This window comes from Bacillus sp. FJAT-27445, assembly GCF_001510665.1.
Taxonomy (GTDB): Bacteria; Bacillota; Bacilli; order Bacillales; family Cytobacillaceae; genus Bacillus_D.
This window is the reverse complement of record NZ_LMTI01000002.1, coordinates 142,582-156,212: the sequence shown is the minus strand read 5'-3', so window position 1 is coordinate 156,212 and position 13,631 is coordinate 142,582. Positions and strand designations below refer to the sequence as shown.

General features: G+C 44.6%; 17 protein-coding genes. 14 read left to right on the top strand and 3 right to left on the bottom strand.

Annotated elements, in window-relative coordinates; translation table 11 throughout:
• Positions 1 to 254: 254 nt before the first annotated feature.
• From AR337_RS05415 to lysA, 5 genes are all read left to right on the top strand, one after another.
• Positions 255 to 878: a stage V sporulation protein AA gene (locus AR337_RS05415; RefSeq protein WP_059171014.1), complete on the top strand. Its 624-nt coding sequence runs from the start codon at positions 255 to 257 to the stop codon at positions 876 to 878.
• A 43-nt stretch (positions 879 to 921) separates the two neighbouring features.
• Positions 922 to 1,290 carry a stage V sporulation protein AB gene (locus tag AR337_RS05410; RefSeq protein ID WP_301335708.1) on the top strand — a complete coding sequence of 123 codons (369 nt, stop codon included), beginning with the start codon at positions 922 to 924 and terminating at the stop codon, positions 1,288 to 1,290.
• Between the two features lie 28 nt (positions 1,291 to 1,318).
• Positions 1,319 to 1,891 carry a stage V sporulation protein AE gene (locus AR337_RS05405; protein WP_059171012.1) on the top strand — a complete coding sequence of 191 codons (573 nt, stop codon included), beginning with the start codon at positions 1,319 to 1,321 and terminating at the stop codon, positions 1,889 to 1,891.
• Entirely contained in the window at positions 1,878 to 3,353 is a 1,476-nt protein-coding gene (locus AR337_RS05400) for a spore germination protein (protein ID WP_059171011.1), read from the top strand. Before AR337_RS05405 ends, AR337_RS05400 begins: the two co-directional genes overlap by 14 nt.
• Positions 3,354 to 3,520: 167 nt before the next feature.
• Entirely contained in the window at positions 3,521 to 4,855 is a 1,335-nt protein-coding gene (lysA, locus tag AR337_RS05395) for a diaminopimelate decarboxylase (protein WP_059171010.1), read from the top strand.
• Positions 4,856 to 4,942: 87 nt separating this feature from the next.
• On the opposite strand, the gene AR337_RS05390 is transcribed toward lysA, so the two are convergent.
• Entirely contained in the window at positions 4,943 to 5,806 is an 864-nt protein-coding gene (locus AR337_RS05390; RefSeq protein ID WP_059171009.1) for a DUF1002 domain-containing protein, read from the bottom strand.
• A 431-nt stretch (positions 5,807 to 6,237) separates the two neighbouring features.
• Between AR337_RS05390 and AR337_RS05385 the strand changes: the two genes are divergently transcribed.
• On the top strand, positions 6,238 to 6,606 hold the full coding sequence (locus AR337_RS05385) for a GNAT family N-acetyltransferase (protein WP_059171008.1): 369 nt from the start codon (positions 6,238 to 6,240) through the stop codon (positions 6,604 to 6,606).
• On the opposite strand, the gene AR337_RS05380 is transcribed toward AR337_RS05385, so the two are convergent.
• Positions 6,603 to 7,133 carry a DUF309 domain-containing protein gene (locus tag AR337_RS05380; RefSeq protein ID WP_059171007.1) on the bottom strand — a complete coding sequence of 177 codons (531 nt, stop codon included), beginning with the start codon at positions 7,131 to 7,133 and terminating at the stop codon, positions 6,603 to 6,605. The two genes, AR337_RS05385 and AR337_RS05380, sit on opposite strands and share 4 nt — an antisense overlap.
• A gap of 287 nt (positions 7,134 to 7,420) precedes the next feature.
• On the bottom strand, positions 7,421 to 7,513 hold the full coding sequence (locus AR337_RS05375) for a YjcZ family sporulation protein (RefSeq protein WP_059171006.1): 93 nt from the start codon (positions 7,511 to 7,513) through the stop codon (positions 7,421 to 7,423).
• Between the two features lie 217 nt (positions 7,514 to 7,730).
• On the opposite strand from AR337_RS05375, the gene AR337_RS05370 reads away from it, so the two are divergent.
• From AR337_RS05370 to resA, 8 genes are all read left to right on the top strand, one after another.
• Complete coding sequence (locus AR337_RS05370; RefSeq protein WP_059171005.1) at positions 7,731 to 8,504, top strand: segregation/condensation protein A; 774 nt, start codon at positions 7,731 to 7,733, stop codon at positions 8,502 to 8,504.
• Entirely contained in the window at positions 8,491 to 9,069 is a 579-nt protein-coding gene (gene scpB / locus AR337_RS05365; protein ID WP_059171004.1) for an SMC-Scp complex subunit ScpB, read from the top strand. Before AR337_RS05370 ends, scpB begins: the two co-directional genes overlap by 14 nt.
• 113 nt (positions 9,070 to 9,182) lie before the next feature.
• Positions 9,183 to 9,602, top strand: coding sequence for a hypothetical protein (locus AR337_RS05360; RefSeq protein ID WP_059171003.1), 420 nt, complete (start codon positions 9,183 to 9,185; stop codon positions 9,600 to 9,602).
• A gap of 196 nt (positions 9,603 to 9,798) precedes the next feature.
• Positions 9,799 to 10,950: a D-alanyl-D-alanine carboxypeptidase family protein gene (locus AR337_RS05355; RefSeq protein ID WP_059171002.1), complete on the top strand. Its 1,152-nt coding sequence runs from the start codon at positions 9,799 to 9,801 to the stop codon at positions 10,948 to 10,950.
• Entirely contained in the window at positions 10,943 to 11,530 is a 588-nt protein-coding gene (locus tag AR337_RS05350; RefSeq protein ID WP_059171001.1) for a nucleoside recognition domain-containing protein, read from the top strand. Before AR337_RS05355 ends, AR337_RS05350 begins: the two co-directional genes overlap by 8 nt.
• A gap of 4 nt (positions 11,531 to 11,534) precedes the next feature.
• On the top strand, positions 11,535 to 12,062 hold the full coding sequence (locus AR337_RS05345) for a spore maturation protein (protein ID WP_059171000.1): 528 nt from the start codon (positions 11,535 to 11,537) through the stop codon (positions 12,060 to 12,062).
• 198 nt (positions 12,063 to 12,260) lie between these two features.
• Positions 12,261 to 12,998 (top strand): 23S rRNA pseudouridine(2605) synthase RluB, encoded by a 738-nt coding sequence (gene rluB / locus AR337_RS05340; RefSeq protein ID WP_059170999.1) that lies wholly within the window; start codon positions 12,261 to 12,263, stop codon positions 12,996 to 12,998.
• 91 nt (positions 12,999 to 13,089) lie between these two features.
• Entirely contained in the window at positions 13,090 to 13,623 is a 534-nt protein-coding gene (gene resA, locus AR337_RS05335) for a thiol-disulfide oxidoreductase ResA (protein WP_059170998.1), read from the top strand.
• Positions 13,624 to 13,631 lie beyond the last annotated feature (8 nt).

The window sequence follows — 13,631 nt, the reverse complement described above, 5'->3', positions numbered from 1 at the left end:
CGGAAAGCGTCCACCCGGAATGGAAATCTAGAGACGCATTGTCATTTCAATTTATATTTTAAATAAAAAAGAATGTAGGCAGACCCGAAACTCTTCGAGTTTGTCTACAGTCAGAAACCATAGGGATCTTTGATCCATATGGTTTTTTGTTTGCGGATCTCCGCAATCTTTGAGGCAATTATTGCCTTTCATTAAGGAAGGCTGATTCAACCATACTAGCAATACAAGGAAAACTATGTCTGGAAGTGAGTGTTTTGGAAAAAACGGTCTATATCCGGATGAGGAACCGAATCATTGCGAACCCGGAACAGGAAATCAAGATTGCACATATCGCGCAGATCCTAGCGGCGGAACCTATGGAAAAGGCCATAAAAGAACTTTCCATCCATCAAATCACAAAAAGGGACAGCAATTTTGTGGTCATTGATGCCATGAAGGTAATAAGGAAAATAACCGGACTATATCCTGATTCAGACATTCAGGCAATTGGCCCTGCCCAAACCCTGATTGAGGTAACTGTCGAAAAAAGACGAAAATTAGCATTGCCGTTTTTCATTCTTATTTGGCTCCTGTTATTTTTCGGTTCAGGGATGGCCATTATGAACTTTCATGATGATGTCAGCATGAAATCGGTCCAGTCTAAATTGTACTTCATTATCACCGGCAGGGAATCGAATCAGCCTTTGCTATTCCAAATTCCCTATTCCCTTGGCCTTGGGCTGGGGATGGTCTTGTTTTTTAACCATATATTCAAGAAACGGATCAATGAGGAACCCAGCCCCCTTGAGGTTGAAATGTTTAATTACCAACAATCCATGGATAATTACGTGATGATTCACGAAAACAGGGAAAGTATGAAGCGCCTTGACGACAATTGAGGTTCTCGTCACTGTATTTATCGCTCTTAGTGGGGGACTGGCGGTGGGTTCAGGCTATGTTGCTTTTTTAACGGTACTTGGGATTATTCCGCGCTTGGCGCAAATCTCCAAAACCGTCGATAAGGTCGTTTGGTATGAAGCCGCAATTATTTTGGGTACGATGGCGGGGATTTACGGGGGATTAAGGGATCCGGATTTCGGGTTATCTCCTCTTATCATTATTTTTCTGGGTCTGGCCGGGGGTATATTTGTCGGCATGATAGCCGGCGCACTGGCAGAGGTGCTCAATGTTATTCCCATTTTGGCTAAAAGGCTAAATATCGATGGGAAAATCATCACATTACTAATGGCGGTCGTATTAGGGAAAATATTCGGTTCTCTTTTCCAATGGCTATATTTTATTAAACGTTAATCAGGCAGTACAGGGAGGGAATTGACGGATGCCGAGACAGGTGATTCTTGTTACCGATGGGGATGAATACGCAAGGAGGGCAATTGAACATGTGGCTGTGGAAATTGGGGGCCGCTGTATTTCCCAATCATCGGGAAATCCGTCACCACTAAGCGGGCCGGAAATTGTCGAGCTTATTAACTTGGGCAAAAAGGACCCTGTTCTTGTCATGTTTGATGATAGCGGGCTAATTGGTGAAGGAGCCGGGGAAGGTGCCTTAAAATATGTAGCCACCCATCCAGACGTGAAGGTGCTGGGCATAATAGCGGTTGCATCCAATACACATCGGGCGGAATGGACTAGAGTCGACGTTTGCATAGACCGATATGGTGAATTAACCCCTTATGGTGTCGATAAATTCGGGGTGCAGGAATTGGAGATCGGACGAATCTATGGAGACACTGTTTATTGCCTGGATTTCCTTAACGTTCCCATCATTGTGGGGATAGGGGATACTGGAAAAATGGCGCGGAGGGACCATTATACTCTAGGTGCGCCTATCACTAAAAAAGCTGTTGAGATCATTCTCGAAAGGAGTGGTTTTGTTGATGAACAAGGATGAAGAAAAAACAGAGTTGCCTAAGTCCCTGTCAGAAATTGAAAGGTATATGAAAGAGCATGCCGGCCTTGGCAAGAGCTTTGACTTAGGTGTCAGGAAACTCAAGATTTTAAGGAAGGACGTCCATTTCTACTATGTGAACGGCCTGTGTGAAACAGCGTTTATCATTGAAATCATTGAGACGCTGGATGAAACCAACGAGAACAGGAAACTTGTGACAGGATTGCTCCAGCACATTGAACAGAACCTCGTTCATCAATCGGTGTCCAGGATCTATTCCATTGAGGATTTTGTTTTGGCAGTCCTGTCCGGCATGATTGTTTTTGTCATGGAGGGAGAGGGAGTTGGCCTTTCCGTCGATACAAGAGGATATCCTGGCAGGCAGCCGCAGGAGCCGGATACTGAGAAAGTTGTCAGAGGCTCGAGGGATGGGTTTGTTGAGAATATTGTCCTGAACACTGCGCTTACGAGGAGAAGGATTCGTGACGAACGGCTCCGTTTTGAACTGATCCATGTTGGGCTAAGGTCAAAAACCGATATCGCGATTGGATATATTGAAAATGTAGCCCATCCAGGCCTTGTCGAGAAAATAAAGAAGGAACTAAATGCAATCGAAGTGGATGGCCTGCCGATGGCGGATAAGACTGTTGAGGAGTTTATCGTTAAACAAGGGTTTAATCCGTATCCATTAGTGAGATACACTGAAAGGGCGGATGTTGCCTCAGTCCATTTGCTTGAAGGGCATGTCCTTGTTTATGTGGACACCTCGCCAAGCGTAATTATTGCACCAGCAACATTTTTTCATCACGTCCAGCATGCAGAAGAATACAGGCAGTCTCCAGCAGTGGGGACTTTTGTGCGGTGGACTAGGTTTTTAGGGATTTTCTCTTCAATATTTCTCCTGCCGCTCTGGTACTTATTTGTGGTCGAACCAGGCCTTCTTCCTGAAAATTTAAAGTATATTGGCCCAAATGACAAAAGCAGCATCCCCATGATTGTTCAGGTGCTGCTCGCGGATTTGGGAATAGAATTTTTGCGGATCGCGGCCATACATACACCTACACCGTTATCAACGGCAATGGGATTGATTGCGGCTGTACTGATCGGCCAAATTGCAGTTGATGTCGGCCTATTCGTTCCCGAGGTTATTCTCTATGTAGCCGTTTCGGGAATAGGTACATTTACGACCCCAAGCTATGAATTGAGTGTGGCGAATAAAATTGGCAGGTTTTTTATACTTATCATTGTCGCACTCTTCCATACTCCTGGGTTTATCATAGCCATAACCATTTATTTGCTGCTATTGATTCGAATCAACTCTTTTGGAATCCCATACTTGTGGCCATTCCTCCCATTTGACCCTAAAGCTTCGATCCAAATTTTAATCCGAAGAGCAGTTCCCGGGGCCCTCCTTCGGCCGAAAATTATGCATGCCCACAATCGCTCTCGCCAGTCCTCAAAGTAACGAAAATGCATTGCGGAATGATGTTGGATATGCTAAAGTAATTTTTAATTAAAAGGGACGGGCATCATTGTTTTTGGACAGTACCAGCCAAGGGGCTGTCCTTTTTTTTACCCGACTGCCCAAATCGCACATGATTTGACGCCATTTTGATAGGGAGAGGGAAATTCATGCATTTTCATGGAACAATAGGAGTAAACCAGTTAGGCAACCTTGAAATTGGAGGTGTGGACGCCATTGATTTGGCGAGCCGCTTTGGAACACCGCTTTATGTATATGATGTAGCATTAATTCGGGAACGTGCCAGAGGATTTAAACGTGAATTTGAAAAGCAGGGAGTAAAGGCGCAGGTTGCCTATGCGAGCAAAGCGTTTTCAACAATCGCTATGGCCCAGCTTGCAGCCGAGGAAGGGCTGTCCCTCGATGTTGTCTCAGGAGGAGAGCTATACACTGCCAAGGCCGCAGGCTTTCCCGTTGAAAAAATTCATTTCCATGGGAACAATAAGAGCAAGGAAGAACTTGAGATGGCCATTAACATGGGGATTGGTTGTGTAGTTGTCGATAATTTCCAGGAGTTGGGCATCCTAAAAGAAATTTGTGATGTGAAGCAGGATAAGGTTAAAATACTGCTCCGAGTTACCCCCGGCATAGAGGCCCATACACATGACTATATCCTTACCGGTCAGGAGGATTCCAAGTTCGGGTTTGACTTGCAGAACGGGCAAGCGGAAAACGCATTGCGCGAGGCACTGGACAACAAATATTTTGAAGTCCTGGGGGTCCATTGCCATATTGGTTCGCAAATTTTTGAAACAACAGGGTTTATCCTGGCCGCAAAAAAAATTGTCAACAAACTCTCAGAATGGGAGAAAACCTATTCTTTTAAAACAAAAGTGCTGAATCTAGGCGGCGGTTTTGGGATTAGGTACACCGATGAGGACAAGCCGCTCGCGCCATCGGCTTACGTGAGCGAAATCATCGCTGAGGTAAAAAGCCTTGCCGCTTCCCATTCCATGGAAATGCCGGAAATTTGGATTGAACCAGGCCGTTCGCTTGTCGGCGATGCCGGAATTACGCTTTACAAGACCGGTTCGAGTAAAGAAGTTCCCGGAGTAAGGAAATACCTCGCCGTTGACGGGGGAATGAGCGACAACATCAGACCAGCGCTTTACCAGGCCAAATACGAGGCTGTCCTCGCAGGCAGGCCGCTAGCCACGCCAACGGAAACAGTGTCGATTGCAGGGAAATGCTGTGAATCGGGTGATATGCTCATCTGGGACTTGCCGCTTCCGGAATCTGGGCAGGAAGAAATTCTCGCTGTTTTCTGCACCGGTGCTTACGGCTATTCAATGGCCAATAATTATAATAGGATTCCAAGGCCGGCTGTAGTCTTTGCGGAAAACGGGCAAGCCACCCTCGTTGTGAAAAGGGAAACTTATGGGGATCTTCTGCAATATGACCTGCCTTATACACATTCATTCGAAAAGGAAACTGCCCGGAAATAAGAGCAGTTTCTTTTTTTTTTTTGAAAATGAAAAAGCATCCGCAGTGCGAACGCTTTTGTTCAATCAACCTAACAAACTTCTATTCTTTTAATTGAAAAAGGAACGGATAGCTTCGGCTATGCTTGCGAAAAATTTCTTCAGGCTGGCTAAAATACCTTTTCCTTCATCGGAATCAAGAAATTTCGAAAACTGGTCTTTTGCCTTCTCAAGCTGATCCCCGACTTGATTCCAGTTGATATCCAAGTCCTGAAGCTTCTTAAAAAGAGAGGTCAGCGCCTGAAGTTCTTCGTTGCTCAATTCCACTTTCAACTCATTGGCCTGCTGCTGAATCAAAGATTTTAATTCCGCCTCGTCTTTCGGTTTCCCCTTTGCAATTTCTTCCTTTACTTTTGCAATAAGGGCAGCGGCATTTTCCTTGCCTATGGAATCCCCTAATTTGGCGGTTTCAACCATTTCATGGTTCGCTGCCTGTTTTATGTCTTCCGGAATGGTTTTGTCAGCGGATATTTCATAGGCCTTAATTATCCCTGTAAGGGCCGCTGTTCCTGAAACGGAAACAGGTGCTGTGATATAAATGCTGGCATCCTTTACCCCGGCTGTCATTAGGGCATTCAGATACATTTCATCCGTCACCCAGGTGATATTTTTCGTTTTAACAGTCAGGCCAGTGTCTTTCTTATTCATAGTAATTGCAGATGAGGAAATCGCCCGTGTCCCGATGAGTGCTCTTGATACATATTTGCCTAAATACTGGTGTTCTTCCTCGTTCGAGACCGTAATCACCTGGACATCAGGGGGTGCGTCCATTTCCTTCAGTAAGGCTTCCTTTTGCCCCTCAGATAAGTTTTCTCCCAAGGTGACAATCATGTCTCCCTCGGCTAAATCGGCCATGGCGGTAATTGGCATCGCCACAATACCTGCAGCTAATAAGATACAAAGCAATTTTTTCATAAGCCCTCCCAATAAAGTAGTTTTGGCCCTTGTCCAGTGCAAATTCTGGAATATAAGTATACCAGCCCTGTTAAGGCGGGCAAGAGGTATGGATATTTTATTTATTATAGTGTAGAATTGTTGGCATTGGCATCCATTTTACTGGAGGTGGAAGAAATTGCCGAATAAAAACAACTTGGCGCTTCTTCTTGGCCTATTGGCCTTTGCCCTAGTCTGGGGGATCATTTACTGGGTATTCATTGTATAAAAGGTTTAGTTGGAATTGGCAAGCCGCCATGCCTTCCCATTTGCAGTTGCTCCGCTTCACTAAATTATGTATGATTAACGATAGCGCAACTTTCATGCTTGGTTAACATATACTAACCTAAAATCCATTCATTCCAAATAATATGGTTGCAGGAATGGGCCTATAACTATAACGAGGGATCGAAATGTTAATTCGCTACAAAAAACAGTTTGAAAAGATAGCTATGGGGCTTATGTCATTTATGCCCGGGGAAAAAGATATTAAGAAACTACAGCAATCAATGAAACAATACGAAACGGCTGAAGGTTGGCAGCTTTTCCTCTGGAAGGAGGAAGACATCACTGGTTTGATTGGCATCAACCATATAAGTGATGAAACCGCAGAAATCCAGCATATTTCCGTCAATCCGTCCCATCGCTGCCAGGGGATTGGGCGCAATATGGTTGCGGCTCTCCGGGAAATATTCCCTGACAAAACGATTGAAGCGAATGAAGTAACGGCACCTTTTTTAGAAAAGTGCTCAAAGGATGAGAGCGCGGGAAGTGAATGCTAATCACTTCCTGCGCTTTGTTTTTTCTTTTCAAGGGCCATTTTTCTTTCAGAAATTACCTGGGAACGATCGCGGACCAGGTGCCGATTTATTATGCTTTTTGGCGGCATTTCAACATCCGCGCACCAATCAGCCCCAATTGACCGACATGCCTCCACGCACAACTCTTCAAGCTTTCCATCCTTAATTGGAATGGTGAAGCATGCATATTCTTCTCCGTCATTTATCCTTGCTATTAGCTTCTTTACTCGCCTAATTAACATTTCCCCATCAACGCCTAGGCAATCAATTGCAGATTCGTTGTTAAGGAAAATGGCCAATGCTTTTTGCAATGTGCGGGACGCCCCGGATACATTCCCTCTCCGAAAATGGTAGCAGCCTACAGCGAGTTGGATGAATGCGACCCAAATTGAATCCTTATTTCCTTTGTCGTGTTCCTTCCAATGCTCTTCCAATAGTTCATGGCATTCAAAGTAATCTCTGTCGCCATGGAAATGGGCCATATAGTGTACAAATGTTACTGGGTACATGCCAATCCTCCCGCTAATTTGTTGAACTTCCATTAAGTTTAACATATCGGAACATTAAAGAGCCCGCAAGGAAACTGCGGGCTTTTACTCGTTAACAGGGCGCTTGCGCTTTTCTAATTGTCTAGCTCCACAAGGAACGCTGCGGCAGCAAAGCATCGCACGAAGGAAAAGTGTTCTTCTTTTCCGAGGAGCGCCCAGCACCTAGTGTACTTCGGTCCCCTCGCTACGATAAGTCAACATCGGGGCCCTCCAGTCCATACGGTGCTAAACGGGCGCTTGCGCTTTTCTTAATACCAGGAAGCACCGACAATTACTAAAAGGATGAAGAGGACAACAATTAAAGCGAACCCTGCGCCAAATCCACGTACTCCACCTGACATATGAATAACCTCCTATAAGGTTTTGTATTTTCCTTACATGCTATGCGAGAAAGGGAGTTAGTGTCTGGGCGCCTATCACCATTGTTCTTGTTTTTATTTTGGTAAAAAACACCTCAAAAGCCACAGGAGCTAAATTCTTGTTGGAATAACCTATTTCAATCCTCTATACTAGTAATAGTTTGTTTGAAAAAAAAGAAGAAACTTTGGTGAAGAACTTATGCATTATAATGTGAAAATCGATACATTCGAGGGGCCGCTTGATTTGCTGCTCCATCTAATTAATTCGCTTGAAATTGATATATATGATATCCCGGTAGCCCAAATTACCGAGCAATATCTTCTCTACATCCATACCATGAAAGAATTGAAGCTTGACTTGGCAAGCGAGTACCTTGTCATGGCCGCGACTTTGCTGGCGATTAAGAGCAAAATGCTCCTTCCAAAACAGGAAGAGGAGCTATTTGATGATGGAATTGAGACTGGGTTTGAGGAAGATCCACGGGATGAACTTGTTGAAAGGCTGATTGAATACAAAAAGTTCAAGGAAGCGGCACACGGCTTAAAGGAGTTCGAGGAGGAACGGAGCCTGATATATACAAAGGCTCCAAGCGATCTTTCTGAATTTCAAAAGGAAGCAATCACCCAGAGGGCCTTGCCGCCTACTGTCTCTCTCTATGATATGCTCGGTGCTTTCCAAAAGCTTATGAGAAGAAAGCGCCTGCAAAAACCACTTGCGACAAAAATTGCCCGCCAGGAAATATCAATTGAGAAAAGGATGGATGAAATCCTCGATTTATTGAGCGACAAGGCCAAAGGCGTTGATTTTTATGATTTGTTCCCTCTCCCTGAAAAGGATTATATCGTCGTAACATTTCTGGCGGTGCTGGAACTTATGAAACGGAACGAAATTATCGCGGAACAAACCGAGAATTTCGGCGGGATTCACATCATTCCTGCACAGAGAGGAGCAGCGGCAGTTGGATATTATTAATTTTCATAGCATACTTGAAAGCCTGTTATTCGCCGCCGGTGATGAGGGGTTAACCATCAAACAGGTAGCGCAAGTACTGGAGGTGGAGGAGGCGAGGGCTTCAGAATTGGTAGAGGACTTAAAGGAAAAGCTGGAGAACGATTCCAGCCGCGGCCTCACTGTCATGCTCCTTGCCGGCACTGTACAGCTTGGAACCAAAAAGGAAAATGCGCCATACCTGAAGAAGCTGGTTGAATCGCCCGGTACCTCAACCCTCTCGCAGGCGGCATTGGAAACACTGGCGATTATTGCGTACAAACAGCCGATTACCCGATCTGAAATTGAGGACATACGTGGCGTGAAAACAGAAAGGCCTCTTCACACATTAATGTCCAAGGCACTAATTAAAGAAGCCGGGCGTGCTGAAGGATCCGGACGTGCCTATCTATATGGGACCACGAAAGAATTTTTAGACTACTTTGGTTTGAAAAGCCTCGAGGAACTACCGCCTCTTCCTGATAAAAATGAAGATGAATTCATCCAGGAAGAAGCCGACCTATTCTTCGGAAAGTTTCAGGATCAGTAAAGCTGTTGAGCAAGGGCTGCATTCTCTATTTCACTTGAAGCAGGGAGCGGGGCCAATATACCCTCTTGTGTTAAAATGGAAATATGATTGTTGATAAGGAGAGGACAGCAGGCATGATAATTACAAAGAGCATTGGATACGAGTTGGAAAAAGAACAATCGAATACTTCCGAGGACTTTTTTAACAGAAGCGAACTAACTTACATGGATGAAGGCAAGGAAAAAACGCTCCATGTGCTTTACCTTCGCTATTTTGATGAAAATTTCAATGAGTTTGTCCCGTTTGAAAAGGACCCGCTTTTTAATGCCGGTGAGAAGGGAATATATTTTAAGGACTTGGTGGCGCTTGCCTGTATGATAAAAAACCCGGGCCTTCGCAACCGGAAAAGGCTCTACCTGCATACCCAAAAGGAGTTTGCCTCTTATTTTGAAGGGATAGACTACGCAAAGGTGCCAGGAATTTTCGAATCGATTGAGTCGAAGGGAAGCTTTGACATGCGTTCTCCGCTGGAATTCGTTCTGCAGCACAACTAGTTTGCAAATGATAATTCAAAATAGTAAACAAAAAACAGGGGATTTCCTCTGTTTTTTTGGTGTGTTTTCCATTTAAAAATAGCAGGTGTAGCCGGGGGACGAATTCGCCGCCATGCCGACCATCCATCGTTTTCGGTCATATTGGCTCAGCACTCGCATAAACTTGTACAAATACAAGTAGGAGAGCGAACCCTCAATGAAAATATTGAATCGACCTGCCATTAGCATTCTTATTTTTATCCTGTTACTCGGCCTGGCCCCTGCCAGTTCAGCAACAGCCTTTTCGGTAAGCGGCCAAGCCGCTGTTTTGATGGAACAAAAAACGGGACGAGTATTGTTTGAGAAGCAACCGCATACCCAAATGAGGATTGCCAGCATTACGAAAATCATGACAGCAATACTGGCAATAGAGTCCGGTAAAATGGAACGTTATGTCAAGGTTAGTGATAGCGCGGTCCGTACAGAAGGTTCCTCCATCTACTTGAAGCCTGGTGAAAGAATAAAGCTTGAGGATCTCGTATACGGGCTTATGCTTCGATCGGGAAATGACGCTGCCGCGGCAATTGGCGAATATGTCGGTGGAAGCGAGGAAGGATTCGCCTTTTTGATGAATCAAAAAGCGGCTGAAATTGGGATGTACAATACTGTTTTTTCAAATCCCCACGGACTGGATAATAAGGAAAACCATTATTCTACTGCATATGATATGGCTCTGTTGACAAGGTATGCCATGAATAATGATCTGTATAGGAAGATTTCAGGGGCAAAAGTGCATCGAGCCCCAAATCCTGAAGAAACTTGGGACAGAGAGTGGAGGAACAAAAACCGCCTTCTCTCCATGTATTCTTTTTGCACAGGAGGAAAGACCGGATACACAAAACGTGCAAAAAGGACACTCGTTACTACTGCGAAGAAGGGAGAAATGGAGTTAATTGCAGTTACCCTAAACGCTCCAAATGATTGGAATGATCATATAAGCATGTTTGAGTCTGGGTTCAGCACCTTTGATATGGCGGAAGTGATTCCAAAAGGAGAGATCCAGTTGGATAAAAAGCCATATAAAGATGGAAACGTTTTTATTGGCAGAGCCATTCTATATCCGGCATCTGAGCGGGAATTTGGCACGTTTTCCGTAGAATACAAGCTGAAACCTCCGAAGGGCGGCAAATTTCCGGATGAACTTGTTAATGGGATGGCGACCGCTGGGAAGGCGATTATTTACCTGGATGGAAGGGCGGTTAAATCCGTGCCTATCCATTTTAAGCGGATCAGCCAAAAAAGGACTGGATATATAAACGGCTTGAAGCGGTTTATTCCAATAGCGATGGGCTTGAAAAGCAATGGTTAATTATATATGGGTCATTCTCACACTGGTAGGAATCGTATTCGCAATGTTCAATGGGACAATGCAGGAAGTGAACCAGGCGATATTCCAAGGTGCAAAGGATGCTGTAACCCTTTGCATAGGGTTGATAAGCATCCTTGTCTTTTGGCTGGGAATGATGAAGATTGCGGAGGAAGCGGGCATTTTAAAAGGGCTTGCCAAATTGTTCAAGCCGATTGTCAGGCCACTGTTTCCGGACGTCCCGGCAAACCACCCTGCGATGGGGTATATTCTCTCCAATATGATCGCCAATATGTTTGGGCTCGGGAATGCGGCCACCCCTCTTGGACTAAAGGCGATGGAGCAATTGCAAACGCTGAACAATACAAAGGACGCTGCAAGCCGATCAATGGTTACATTTCTTGCTATCAATACAGCGAGCGTGACCATTTTGCCGACAACTGTCATAGCCATCAGGCTGAATTACAATTCTGCTTCCCCGGCTGAAATAGTGGTCCCCACATTATTGACAACGATAGTTTCGGCTATTGGCGCTCTCCTTATAGACAGGTATTTTTATTGGCGAAGAAGCCGCAAAGGGTGATGAGATGGGAGCAATTGCAGATATATCGCTTTGGTTTATCCCTCTAACGATAGGAGCCATCCTTCTTTATGGAACGTTTAAGCAAATACCTACCTATGAGAGCTTTGTCGATGGTGGAAAAGAAGGAATAAAAATTGCTGTTTCGATTATTCCTTTCCTAGTAGGTATGCTTGTCTCGGTTTCCATTTTTAGGGCGTCCGGAGCTCTTGATGCCCTGACAGGATGGATCCGTCCCTGGCTGGGGGAGATGGGGCTGCCTCCAGAAATTGTCCCGTTGGCGTTGATCCGCCCTATTTCAGGTACGGCGGCGCTTGGTTTGACAAGTGATCTCATCGCAACCTATGGTCCAGATTCGTTTGCTGGCCGCCTGGCATCTATCCTTCAGGGCAGTACAGATACAACCTTTTATGTTCTTACCGTTTATTTCGGCTCGGTCGGCATCCGTAAAATGGGCGATGCCCTAAAGGTAGGCTTACTGGCGGATGTGTTTGGCATAATCGTGGCCATCACGGTAGCATTGCTGATTTTTTAAATTTTATAAAGAATCGGAAACCCAGCCTGCTTCTTTACCGGTCGGGTTTTTTCTGTTTTTTATTTCCCGATTGGGTGATCCGTGAGAGCCGCCAATTATCAAGAATGACACTGAAACTTTGAAATCGGCAGGAATTGTGTCATAATTCATTAGACACAATTTCACTATAATTATGGAGAAGTTATTGAGGTGGCATAGATGGAAAGATTACAAAAGGTAATAGCCCGGGCCGGAATCGCATCAAGAAGGAAAGCCGAAGACCTGATCACGGGCGGAAAAGTCAAAGTTAATGGAAAAGTCATTACAGAACTTGGAGTAAAAGTATCTCCTTCTGACAAAGTGGAAGTGGAAGAGGTCCAAATCCAGCGTGAAGAACCAGTTTATTTCTTATTTTATAAGCCGCGTGGGGTTATATCTACGGTCAAGGATGAGAAGGGAAGGAAGGCTGTAACAGACTTTTTTCCTGACATTAAAGAAAGAATTTTTCCGATAGGAAGGCTGGACTATGATACATCAGGCCTCCTTCTACTGACGAATGATGGCGATTTTGCGAATTTGCTTATGCACCCTAGAAGTGAAATTGATAAGGTGTATGTTGCGAAAACAGAGGGAATTCCCCAAAAGGAAGCCCTTCGGAAGCTTGAAAAAGGTATCAGGCTTGAAGATGGAAAAACTGCACCCGCTAGAGTAAAGATGTTATCGAGCGAGAAAAAAAAGCAAACTGCCATCATTGAAATTGCAATCCACGAAGGCAGGAACAGGCAAGTAAGGCGGATGTTTGAAGCAATTGGACATCCTGTCAGTAAATTAAAGCGAGAACGGTATGGTTTTTTGACCCTTGGCGGCCTAAAGGCAGGGGAAATGAGGGAGCTTACACCACATGAAGTAAAGCAATTAAGAGCACTCGCAATGAAAACAGACAGAAAGAATTCATAAATCTGTCACAATTTCCAAAACGTTTACACAGTGAGTATGGTGAAAAGTGTTATAATTTATCAGAACATGTATGGATTTTGGGGGAATTTAAATGAAAAAACGGCGGTTGGCGATAAGGGCAATCATTTTGGTGCTTTTGGCTAGTGCCGTAGCCTACACTCTTTTTGCGAATTTCACTAAAGAAGAACGCACGAGGGCCAAAACCGGAGACATGGCACCAGATTTTGTCCTCACAGACCTAGAAGGAAACACACATAGGCTTTCAGATTATAAGGGCCAGGGAGTCTTCCTGAATTTTTGGGGCACATGGTGCAAGCCATGCGAAGAGGAAATGCCTTATATCAACAATCAATATAAGGAATTTAAAGACAAAGGGGTACAGGTTCTAGCTGTTAACATTAACGAGTCAAATGTTGCCGTGGAAAGTTTCGCGGATAGATATGGCCTTTCGTTTCCTATTCCACTTGATAAAAACAGCCAGGTAATGAATGCCTATGGCGTTGGCCAGCTCCCTGCGACATTCCTTGTGGACAAGGATGGCAAAATTGTCAGGTATCATACAGGGCAATTGACGGAACAAGCAGTTAAGGAATTTATGGCAAGCATTCAACCTGAAAAGAAATAGGGAGTTTT

Coding starts and splice junctions, on each gene's coding strand:
- AR337_RS05350 (WP_059171001.1), top strand. CDS start 10,943: ATGGTTAATTATATATGGGTCATTCTCACACTGGTAGGAATCGTATTC.
- AR337_RS05375 (WP_059171006.1), bottom strand. CDS start 7,513: ATGTCAGGTGGAGTACGTGGATTTGGCGCAGGGTTCGCTTTAATTGTT.
- AR337_RS05355 (WP_059171002.1), top strand. CDS start 9,799: ATGAAAATATTGAATCGACCTGCCATTAGCATTCTTATTTTTATCCTG.
- AR337_RS05360 (WP_059171003.1), top strand. CDS start 9,183: ATGATAATTACAAAGAGCATTGGATACGAGTTGGAAAAAGAACAATCG.
- AR337_RS05390 (WP_059171009.1), bottom strand. CDS start 5,806: ATGAAAAAATTGCTTTGTATCTTATTAGCTGCAGGTATTGTGGCGATG.
- resA (WP_059170998.1), top strand. CDS start 13,090: ATGAAAAAACGGCGGTTGGCGATAAGGGCAATCATTTTGGTGCTTTTG.
- AR337_RS05385 (WP_059171008.1), top strand. CDS start 6,238: ATGTTAATTCGCTACAAAAAACAGTTTGAAAAGATAGCTATGGGGCTT.
- AR337_RS05380 (WP_059171007.1), bottom strand. CDS start 7,133: ATGTACCCAGTAACATTTGTACACTATATGGCCCATTTCCATGGCGAC.
- AR337_RS05405 (WP_059171012.1), top strand. CDS start 1,319: ATGCCGAGACAGGTGATTCTTGTTACCGATGGGGATGAATACGCAAGG.
- rluB (WP_059170999.1), top strand. CDS start 12,261: ATGGAAAGATTACAAAAGGTAATAGCCCGGGCCGGAATCGCATCAAGA.
- AR337_RS05370 (WP_059171005.1), top strand. CDS start 7,731: ATGCATTATAATGTGAAAATCGATACATTCGAGGGGCCGCTTGATTTG.
- AR337_RS05345 (WP_059171000.1), top strand. CDS start 11,535: ATGGGAGCAATTGCAGATATATCGCTTTGGTTTATCCCTCTAACGATA.
- AR337_RS05400 (WP_059171011.1), top strand. CDS start 1,878: ATGAACAAGGATGAAGAAAAAACAGAGTTGCCTAAGTCCCTGTCAGAA.
- lysA (WP_059171010.1), top strand. CDS start 3,521: ATGCATTTTCATGGAACAATAGGAGTAAACCAGTTAGGCAACCTTGAA.